Raw genomic sequence first — 9,966 nt, 5'->3', positions numbered from 1 at the left:
TCCCGGACGGCACCAAGGCCCCTCCTCCCGGACCCCGCGAGGCACGAGGGTGGACCGGTCGCCCGCACCACGCCGGCCGGACGCTGGAGGACGCTCGATGCGGATCAGGAAGTCGCGGCGGCGCGCCCGCAGCGCAGCACCCCCCGGACCGAAGCTCGCCGAGCACGCCTGGCACGGCAAGTCGTCCGAGCTGGCCGACACCGGGACGCTCACCATGGCGCGCCGGCTCCCGGCGCTGATCGGCCAGGTCATGCGGCTGGCGTGGCGGGCCGCCCGGCGCGACCTCGTCGCCACGATCGTCCTCAACGCCGTCGCCGGGGTGTTCACCGCGTTCGGGCTGCTCGCCACCACCGGCGTCCTCACCGCGCTGCTGTCGGCCGGCCCCACCCCCGACCGGGTGCGCGCCGCCGCCCCGCAACTCCTGCTGGTCGGCGCGGCCATCACCGCGCGCGCGGCGTGCGCGGCGGCGGGCCAGTGGGCGCAGGCCCGGCTGCGGCCGCAGGTCCAGCGGCTCACCGAGCAGCGCCTGTTCGGGCTCACCACCGCGATCGACCTCACCGCGTTCGACGACGCCGGTTTCCAGGACGACATGCACCGCGCCAGGCTGCGCGGCGTCGACTCGGCCCCGTCCATGGTCGACAACACCGTCGACCTGTTCACCGCCGCCGTCGGCGTCCTCGCCGCGGCGGGCGCCCTCGGCGTCCTGCACCCGATCCTGCTGCCGCTCCTGCTGCTGACCGCGTTCCCCGAGGGCTGGGCCGCGGTCCGCGCCGCCCGGCTCGGCTACCTGACCGCGCTCGACCTCGTGGAGTCCCGGCGGCGCACCTGGATCCTCAGCGACCTCATGACCGCGCGCGCACACGCCGCCGAGGTGCGCTCCTTCACCGTCCGCGACTTCCTGCTGCACCGCCACACCGTCCTGGCGGGCCACATCCGCGACGTCCTCCTCGAGCTGGCCCGCCGGCAGACCGTCACGCAGGCCCAGGGCGACGTCCTCAAGGGCCTCGCGACCGCCCTCATGTACGCCGCGCTCGGCGTCCTGCTGTGGCGGGGCGTCATGCCGCTCGCCGTCGCGGGCACGGCCGTCCTCGCCATCCGCACCGGCCAGACGTCCCTGATCAACCTCGTCTACTCCCTCAACCGCTGCTACGAGGACGGCCTGTACTTCGGCGACTACGTCTCCTTCTGCGAGACCGCCGAACGGCGCGTCCGGCACCGCGAGCCCGCCGACCCGGCGGGCGCCGCCGCCGCGCCCGCCCTGCGGGAGTTCCGGGAGATCACCGCCGAGGACGTCACCTTCACCTACCCCGACGCGGACGGCCCCGCCCTGCACAAGGTGTCGGTGCGGCTCGGGCGCGGCGAGATCGTCGCTCTCGTCGGCGAGAACGGATCGGGGAAGACGACGCTCGCGAAGATCCTCGCGGGCCTGTACGAGCCGCAGGACGGGGTGGTCCGCTGGGACGACCTCCGCGCCGGCGACCTGCACCCCGAAGTGCTCCGCGGCGCCATCGCCGTCGTCGCCCAGGACCACACGCACTGGCCGATGACCGCCGCCGACAACATCACCATGGGCGACGACCTCGACGCGCCGGGCGTCCGCGCCGCCGTCGGCCGCGCCACCGCCGCGTCCGGCGCCGACGAGGTCGTCGCCGAGCTCCCGCACGGGCTCGGCACGCTCCTCGACAAGCGCTTCGCCGACGGGCACGAGCTGTCCGGCGGGCAGTGGCAGCGCCTCGCGGCCGCCCGCGGCTTCTACCGCGACGCGCCCCTGCTCATCTGCGACGAGCCCACCGCCGCGCTCGACGCGCGCGCCGAGCACCGCCTGTTCGAGCAGATCCGCGTGCACGCCGCCCGGCACGGCCGCACCGTCCTGCTGATCACGCACCGGCTCGCGAGCGTCCGGCACGCCGACCGGGTCTACGTCCTCGACGGCGGCCGGGTCACCGAGCACGGCACCCACCGCGAGCTGATGGCCGCGGGCGGGCTCTACGCCGACCTGTACGGCCTCCAGGCCGCCGCCTACCGGACCGACACCGCCGATTCCTTCGGCGGCGCCGCCGATGCCGCTCCCCGGCCCCGCCCCCGTCCTCCCGCCTGAACGGCACCGGAAGCCGAGTATGCCCTGGTCGCGCCGGGTAGGGGTGGGGAGTCATGACCACACGACCACGGCTCGCGGTGTCGAGTTGCCTCATGGGCGCGCCCGTCCGCTACAACGGCGCCCACAGCCGCGACCGGTTCCTCACCGGGCCGCTGTCGCGGCATGTCGACTGGGTGCCCGTCTGCCCGGAGATGGAGATCGGGCTCGGCGCGCCCCGCCCCACGATGCGGTTGCACACCGACGGGCGGATCCGTACCAAGGAGGGCGCCGACCACACCGCCGCGATGACCGCGCTGGCCGAGCACCGCGTCCCCGACCTGGAGACCCTCGACGGCTACGTGTTCAAGGCCCGGTCCCCCAGCTGCGGGCTGGAGCGGCTGCCCCGCTACGCCTCCGGACCGGACGAGCGCGCCGACGGCCAGCCCGTCGACCGGAGCGGCACCGGCGTGTTCGCCGCCCGCGTCCGCGCCGCCCTCCCCGACCTGCCCGCCGAAGAGGACGGACGGCTCAACGACCCCGTCCTGCGCGAGCACTTCGTCGAGCGGGTATTCGCGCACGCGCGGCTCCGGGCGTTCTTCGAGACCGACTGGCGCCCGCGCGACCTGGTCGCCTTCCACAGCCGCCACAAGATGCAGCTGCTCGCCCATCACCCCGAGGGCTACCGCGAGACCGGCCGCGTCGTCGCCCGCGCCGGACGGGACGACCGCGACGAGATCGAGGCCGAGTACCGCCGGGCGTTCAACGCGACCCTCGCGGTGCGGGCCGGACGGGGCCGGCACGCGAACGCGCTCCAGCACGTCCTCGGGTTCCTCGGCGACCAGCTCGACCCCACGCGCCGCCGCGACCTCGCCACCGCGATCGAGTCCTACCGCCGGGGCACCGCGCCGCTGAGCGTCCCGATCGCCCTGCTCCGCCACCACGCCGACGGCGAGGGGCTCAGCTACGTCGCCGACCAGACCTACCTGGCCCCCTTCCCGGAGGACCTGGTCCTGCGCCACCACCTGTGACCAGGCGAGATCGGGGACGGAACGTAAAATCGTCTGGCGAGACGTCAGGCACCGGAACGCAGGAGCCGCCATGAGCGGAATGCCCGAGATCGACACGACCGTGCCGCATTCGGCCCGGATCTGGAACTACCTGCTGGGCGGGAAGGACAACTTCCCCGTCGACCGGCAGGCCGGCGACCGGATCATCCAGACCTTCCCCGGCATGGCCGACATGACCCGCCATTCCCGGTACATGCTCACCCGGGTGGTGCGGTTCCTCGCCGGCGAGGCGGGCATCCGCCAGTTCCTCGACATCGGGACCGGGCTGCCCACGATGGACAACACCCACGAGGTCGCGCAGCGGCTCGCGCCCGAGGCGCGCATCGTCTACGTCGACAACGACCCGCTGGTCCTCCGGCACGCCAAGGCGCTCCTCACCAGCGCCCCCGGCGGGGCCACCGCCTACATCGAGGCCGACGTGCGCGCCCCGGAGGCCGTCCTGGACGAGGCCGCCGCGACGCTCGACTTCGACCGGCCCGTCGCGCTCATGCTGATGGGCATCCTGGGCCTGGTCCCGGACGACGGCGAGGCCCGGGCGATCGTGCGGCGGCTGATGGCGGCGCTGCCGTCCGGCAGCTACCTCGCGGTCTACGACGGCACCGACACCGTCCCGTCCTACGTGGACGCCATCCGGCGGCACAACGCCAACAGCGGCGCCAACCCCTACACCCCCCGCAGCCACGAGCGGATCGCCCGGTACTTCGAGGGCCTGGATCTGCTCGACCCGGGAGTCGTGACCGTGACCCGGTGGCGGCCGGACGCGACCACCGACCACGACCCTCCCGAGGTGGCCTGCGCGGGCGGCGTCGCCCGCAAACGCTGATCGCCCGGCAGGGCGGCGGGCGGCGGTGCCGGTTCGCATGATCTTGTCGGGCGGCGGCGCTAGGTTGCTCCGCATGCCCGAGAACGAGGATCTTCTCGTCATTCCCGACGACTGGCGCACCTCACTACATCCACGGCGCGGCGGGACGCCCGCTCCCCCGCTCGAACTCGTCCCGGACGCCGTCTCCGCCGTCCAGGAGTGGGTGCGGGAGTCGCGCGACCAGATCGACCACCTGCTCGGCGGCCCGCTGAGCGACGAAGCGCTGACCCGTCCCGCCCGTGCGCACCTGCTGGGCGACGCGAACCCCCGGGGCGCCGCCGTGCTCGCGGCCGTCCTCGCCGCGGAGTGGCCGCTGCGGGACGGCTACGAGTACGGCACGGAACCGTTCGCCACCTTCGCGGACGCGTGGATCGTCGAGCACGGCCCGGCGTTCGCCGCCGCGGCGGCGGTCGAGCTCGGCGGCGTCTTCGTCGAGGGGTACGGGCACCGGAAGCGCGAGCACGTCCGCCACCTGCGCGCCCGCCGCCTGGACGAGCATGACCCCGGCTACAACCGCGGGCTGGACTGCCTCGAACTGGTCGCGGCGCGCGTCCGCGCCTTCCTCGCTGCCGCGAGCGAGCCGGAGTACCGGCAAGCCGTCGAGACGCTCGCCGAGCATCGCCGGGACGGCATGCGGCGGCTGGTCGCCGCGTACCTGGTGCCGACCGAGACGGCGTGGTCCGACGAACTCTGCCGCGACCTGCCCGACCTGCGACCCCACACCTGGATGATGGTGCTGCGGACGATCGGTTCGGCCGGGCAGCTCGCCGCGCTCCTCGCCCGCCGCGACGGGTGGTACTGGCTCGACGGTAGGCCGGGCGTGCTCGCGACGGCCGTCGAGGGCGTCGGCCCGGCGCTGGCCCCGACACTGGCCGCGGTCGCCGACGAGGAGGCCGGCATCGGGCGCGACCCGTCCGGGCTGCTGCGGGCCCTCGGCGTGCTGGCCACCGACGAGGCCTTCCGGCTCCTGGTCGACCGCCTCGACCGGCCGCACGCGCACGCGGCCGTGATCGAGGCGGCCCGCCGCTGCCCCGGACGGGCGCGGCGGCTGCTCGGCGAGGCGGCCGCGTCCGGTCCCGCGCCGATCTCCTCCTACGCCGCCCGGCTGCTGCGCGACCATGTGGCGCCCGAGACCGGTGCCGTCGCCGCCGGATCGGCGCGGGAGGCCCCGGCCGAGTCCCTGCCGCGGCTGCTGGTCGAGCCGCCGTGGACGCGCGACCGTCCGGCGTTCAGGCGCGTGACCGTCCGGGGGATCACACCGGCCGCGGACGTGCCGGAGCGCGCGACGGACGTCCGCGCCCTCGTCCCCCTCGCGCTGGGGAAGGTCGGCCCGCGGCGCTACCGGGCGGAGGCCGCCCTCAGGCGCCTGGCGGCGGCCGAAGGTGAGGCGGCGATCCTCGAGGTCGCCGCCGAGCACGGCGCCGCGGCCGCGAAGGCGGCCGGGGCGCTGCTCGCCGCCGACCCCCTGGACGACCTGCCGCAGGCGATGCCCCGGCAGCCGGTCTGGGTTGATCCGTACCTCCTGCCCCAGGTCGTCCTCCGGGAGAACGGTCTGGCGCTTCCCCTCGACGCGGTCGGCCACCTCGTCTCGATGCTGTCCATCTCCACGCCGGACAAGCCCTACGCGGGCATCGCCGCCGTCAAGGAGATCTGCGAGCCCGCCGACCTGGCCGAACTCGCCTGGCGGCTGTTCGCGTCGTCGGGCCTGCGCGAGCGGCCGCACGACACCGACGGCACCGGCTGGGCGCTGACGGCCCTCGGCCTGCTCGGCGACGACGAGACGGTGCGCAGGCTCACGCCGGTCATCCGGACCTGGCCGGGCGACGGCGGCCACCACATGGCGGTCAAGGGCCTGGACGTCCTGCTCGCGATCGGCTCCGAGGTGGCGCTCCTGCACCTCCACAACCTGGCCACCGACCTCAAGTACAAGGGCCTCAGGCGGAAGGCGCAGGAGCGGATCGACGCCCTCGCCGGCGATCTCGGGCTGAGCGGCGACCAGCTCGGCGACCGGCTCGTCCCGGACTTCGGGCTGGACGGCAACGGCGGGACGTACCTCGACTACGGGCCGCGCGGTTTCACGGTGGGCTTCGACGAACTGCTCAGACCGTACGTGATGGACGGCGCCGGCAGGCGGCGCGCGACCCTGCCCAAGCCGGGCGTCCGCGACGACCCGGAGCTGGCACCGGCGGCCCAGAAGCGGTTCGCCGCGCTGAAGAAGGACGTCCGTACCGTGGCGGGCGAACGGCTCCGGCGGTTCGAGCAGGCCATGGTCACGCGGCAGCTGTGGACCGCCGAGGAGTTCCGGACGCTGATCACCGCGCATCCGCTGGTGCGGCACCTCGCCCGGCGGCTGGTGTGGATCACCGAGGACGGCCGCACGTTCCGCGTCGCCGAGGACCGGACGCTCGCCGGCCTCCGGGACGACGAGACGCTCCTGGGCGGCTCGTCCCGCGTGGGGGTGGCGCACCCGCTCCAGCTGTCCGGCGACCTCGCGGCGTGGGCCGAGGTGTTCGGCGACTACGAGATCCTCCAGCCCTTCCCGCAGCTGAACCGATTTACGTATGCGCTGACCGGTGAGGAACGCGCGGGCACCGAACTGGCGCGCTTCCACGGCGTCACCGTCCCGGTCGGCGGGCTGCTGGGCCTGGAACGGCGCGGCTGGCGGCGGGGGAGCGCCGAGGACGGCGGCGTCCAGGTCGACGTCCTCCGGGAGCTGCCCGGCGGCCGGGCCCTCGTCGTCGACATCAGTCCGGGCATCGCCGTCGGCGACCTCGGTTTCTGGCCCGAGCAGCGCATCGATCGCGTCCGGCTCGACCGGGGCACCCTCGGCGACCTGGACGCGATCACCGCCTCGGAGATCCTGGCCGATCTGGTCGACCTGATCACCTGACCGGTCAGCCGTCCGGTTCGCGTGCTGCTCTGGGCGGATCCGCCCAGAGCAGCACGGGCTTCGGCCCGGACGGGCGGTGCCGCAAGGTGAAGGCATGAGCGAAGAACGGAAGGCGCCCCTGTTCGACGAACGGGCCCGGCGCGAGCTCTACCGGCAGCGCGTCCTCGTGCTCGACGGGCCCCTGGACGACGACAACGGCACGCTGCTCGCCACACAGCTGATCACCCTGGCGCGGGAGGACGCGGCGGCCGACGTCGCGTTGTGGATCCACTCCCCCGGCGGGTCGGTGCCGTCGATGCTCGCGATCCGCGACGTCATGCGGCTCGTCCCCTGCGACGTGTCCACGCTGGTGCTCGGCATCGCCTACAGCGCGGGCCAGTTCCTGCTGTCGTCCGGAACCCGCGGCAAGCGCCGCGCCATGCCGCACGCCCGGGTGCTGATGCACCAGGGCTCCGCCGGGATCGCCGGTGCCGCCGTCGACATCGAGCTGCAGGCCGGCGACCTGCGCCACACCCGCGACACCGTGCTCGGACTCATCGCCGAGGACACCGGCCAGCCCCTCGAGCGGGTGTTCGAGGACTCGCTGCACGACCGCTGGTACACCGCGCGGGAGGCCCTCGAGTACGGGTTCATCGACACGATCGTCGACGACTTCGACGATCTCGTCCCGGTGCGCCACCGTCCGATCGGGCTCACCGCCTCCGAGGGAGCGGGCCGATGAGCACCTACACGATCCCGAACGTCATCGCGCGGAGCCAGCGCGGTGAACGGATCATGGACGTCTACTCGCACCTGCTGACGGAACGGATCATCTACCTCGGCACCGCCATCGACGCGGGCGTCGCGAACGCCCTCGTCGCGCAGCTGCTGCACCTGGAGGCCGACAGCCCCGAGAACGACATCCAGCTCTACATCAACTGCGAGGGCGGGGACCCGAGCGCGATGCTCGCCGTGTACGACACCCTCCGCTACATCCGTCCGCAGGTCGCGACGACGTGCGTGGGGCAGGCGGTCGCCGTCGGCGCCGTGCTCCTCGCCGCGGGCGCGCCCGGCAAGCGCGCCGCGCTGCCGCACACCCGCGTCGTCCTGCACCAGCCGATCGGGCAGAGCCGCGGGGCGATCCCGGACCTGATCCTGCAGGCGGACGAGGTCGTCCGCGTCCGCGCGGACATCGAAAGCATCCTGTCCCGGCACACCGGGCAGGACACCGCGACGCTGCGCGCCGACACCGACCGCGACCGCGTGTTCACCGCGAACGCCGCGCGGGCCTACGGCCTCATCGACCACGTGATCGAGGAACGGCACCCGGTCCCCGCGTAGGGCGCCTACGCGGCCAGGGCGTACGCGGCGCGGCAGGCCGGGCCCGCCGCCGCGGACCTGGACGGGACGGTCAGCAGGCTCGTCGCGATCTCGAGCGTCAGGTCGCCGAGCGTCACCTCGAGGGCGCCGGCGACCGCGGCGATCATCTCGCTCGACGGCTCCTTGACGCCGCGCTCGATCTCGGACAGGTACTGGGGCGAGACCCCCGCGCGGCGGGCGGTCTCCACCAGGATCTCGCCGCGCTCGAGGCGCAGGCGCCGCAGGCACCGGCCGAGCTCGTCGCGCCACAGCGGTTCCGCGGGACGGCTCGTCGCGTCCGGCTCGGTCGGCGTCTCGTCGGCGTGCGGTCGGGTCGTCTCGGCCATGCGCACATCGTAAGCCGGGGGCGCCGCCGCGCCCACGCGTTCCGCCCACCGCGCAACGGCGTCACGCGCGGTGCTCGCGCAGTTCCGCGGCGAGCTCGGCGGAGAACCGTTCGGCGTCGGACAGGCGGGCGCGGATCTTCGCGCAGCGTTCCTCGACCAGCGCGCGGTACGCGGCGAGCCGTGCGGCGAGGCCGGCCCGGGCGTCCGCGCCGGTGTCGGGGGACCGCAGCTCGTCCAGGACGGTCAGCAGGTCGCGCATCTCCTCAAGGGTGAAGTCCAGGGGCTTCATCCGCTTGATGACCAGGAGCCGCGCGACGTCGTCGTCGGTGTAGAGGCGGAAGCCGCCCTGGGAGCGGGCCGTGGGCAGGGCCACGCCGACGTCCTCGTAATGCCGGATGGTGCGCAGGCTCAGGCCGGTCCGGTCGGCGACCTCGCCGATCTGCATGTGCCTGCCGTCCATCGGGACCCTCCTCACGCCTCCGGGATCGTCACACCGGGGACGGGTGCCGCCTACCGTCGGTCAATGATCCCATCTCCCGGAACGGACCGGTCACGGCTGCGGACCCCCGGCGGGCGTGCGCGCGACGTACACGGTGTTGGCCGACGTCCCGCCCTGGACGGGATTGGGGAACTCGACGACGTGCGCCGCCACGTCCGCGAAGACCTCGCCGAGCGTGCCGGTGAACGCGTCGTCCGGCGGGTCGTTCGACCAGAGGGCGAAGACGCCGCCGGGGTGGAGCCGCGCGGCCAGTTCGGCGAGCGGCCCCGGCCGGTAGAACGCGGCGTGCGGCGGGTCGAGGACGTGCCGCGGCGAGTGGTCGATGTCCAGCAGGACGGCGTGGACCCGGCCGCCGGGCGCCGGCTCGAAGCCGGTCCGCGCCATGGCGAAGAAGTCGCCGTGCACCAGCCGGCAGCGGGCGTCGCCCGAGAGCCGCCCGCCGAGCGGGACAAGCCCGGCGCGGTGCCACTCGATCACCTCGCCGAGCGCCTCCACCACGGCGAGCGACCGCACCCGCGGGTCGTCGAGGACCGCGGCGGCGGTGTGGCCGAGCCCGAGACCCCCGACGACGACGTCGAGGCCCGCCCCGTCGTCGTCCAGCGCGGCCAGGCCGAGCCGCGCGAGCTCGACCTCACCGGCCGTCCACAGGCTCGACATGAGGAAGTCGTCGTCGAGCTTGACCTCGTAGACGTCGGCGCCCGTGGCCGGGTCGCGCCGGCGCCGCAGGCTGACGGCGCCCATGGGCGTCCGCCGCCAGTCGAGCTCCTCGAACAGTGCCCCCATCGCGATCCGTTCCCGCCGGTGGTCGTTCGTACGGTCACCACACCCTAACGTAAAGGTAGGGTTGCGGGGTGCGGGACCCGGCGACGGTGAGAGGGAGACGCGG

9 protein-coding genes are annotated in these 9,966 nt (G+C 74.4%); 6 read left to right on the top strand and 3 right to left on the bottom strand.

Annotation, left to right across the window (positions count from 1 at the left end; genetic code table 11):
* Positions 1 to 97: 97 nt before the first annotated feature.
* The 6 genes from F7P10_RS22410 to F7P10_RS22385 all read left to right on the top strand — a co-directional run bounded on the left by F7P10_RS22410 (position 98) and on the right by F7P10_RS22385 (position 8,216).
* Positions 98 to 2,098 carry an ABC transporter ATP-binding protein gene (locus F7P10_RS22410; RefSeq protein WP_151011911.1) on the top strand — a complete coding sequence of 667 codons (2,001 nt, stop codon included), beginning with the start codon at positions 98 to 100 and terminating at the stop codon, positions 2,096 to 2,098.
* Positions 2,099 to 2,151: 53 nt separating this feature from the next.
* Positions 2,152 to 3,105 carry a DUF523 and DUF1722 domain-containing protein gene (locus F7P10_RS22405; protein ID WP_151011909.1) on the top strand — a complete coding sequence of 318 codons (954 nt, stop codon included), beginning with the start codon at positions 2,152 to 2,154 and terminating at the stop codon, positions 3,103 to 3,105.
* Positions 3,106 to 3,175: 70 nt separating this feature from the next.
* The gene (locus tag F7P10_RS22400; RefSeq protein WP_151011907.1) at positions 3,176 to 3,967 is read left to right on the top strand and encodes an SAM-dependent methyltransferase; all 792 of its coding nucleotides are present in this window, start codon (positions 3,176 to 3,178) and stop codon (positions 3,965 to 3,967) included.
* Between the two features lie 73 nt (positions 3,968 to 4,040).
* On the top strand, positions 4,041 to 6,896 hold the full coding sequence (locus tag F7P10_RS22395) for a DUF4132 domain-containing protein (RefSeq protein ID WP_151011905.1): 2,856 nt from the start codon (positions 4,041 to 4,043) through the stop codon (positions 6,894 to 6,896).
* A 94-nt stretch (positions 6,897 to 6,990) separates the two neighbouring features.
* Positions 6,991 to 7,617 carry a ClpP family protease gene (locus tag F7P10_RS22390; protein ID WP_151011903.1) on the top strand — a complete coding sequence of 209 codons (627 nt, stop codon included), beginning with the start codon at positions 6,991 to 6,993 and terminating at the stop codon, positions 7,615 to 7,617.
* Positions 7,614 to 8,216: a ClpP family protease gene (locus F7P10_RS22385; protein WP_151011901.1), complete on the top strand. Its 603-nt coding sequence runs from the start codon at positions 7,614 to 7,616 to the stop codon at positions 8,214 to 8,216. Before F7P10_RS22390 ends, F7P10_RS22385 begins: the two co-directional genes overlap by 4 nt.
* A gap of 5 nt (positions 8,217 to 8,221) precedes the next feature.
* Here the strand turns inward: F7P10_RS22385 and F7P10_RS22380 are convergent, their stop codons facing one another.
* The 3 genes from F7P10_RS22380 to F7P10_RS22370 form a co-directional block, all read right to left on the bottom strand.
* On the bottom strand, positions 8,222 to 8,581 hold the full coding sequence (locus F7P10_RS22380) for a helix-turn-helix domain-containing protein (protein WP_151011899.1): 360 nt from the start codon (positions 8,579 to 8,581) through the stop codon (positions 8,222 to 8,224).
* Between the two features lie 61 nt (positions 8,582 to 8,642).
* Positions 8,643 to 9,041 (bottom strand): MerR family transcriptional regulator, encoded by a 399-nt coding sequence (locus F7P10_RS22375; RefSeq protein ID WP_151011897.1) that lies wholly within the window; start codon positions 9,039 to 9,041, stop codon positions 8,643 to 8,645.
* 90 nt (positions 9,042 to 9,131) lie between these two features.
* A complete protein-coding gene (locus F7P10_RS22370; RefSeq protein WP_151011895.1) occupies positions 9,132 to 9,863 on the bottom strand; it encodes a spermidine synthase in 732 nt (243 codons plus the stop codon).
* Positions 9,864 to 9,966 lie beyond the last annotated feature (103 nt).

It is taken from the genome of Actinomadura sp. WMMB 499, from assembly GCF_008824145.1.
GTDB lineage: Bacteria > Actinomycetota > Actinomycetes > Streptosporangiales > Streptosporangiaceae > Spirillospora.
Note: the sequence above shows the minus strand (reverse complement) of the source record. Positions and strands in the feature narration are given on the sequence as shown.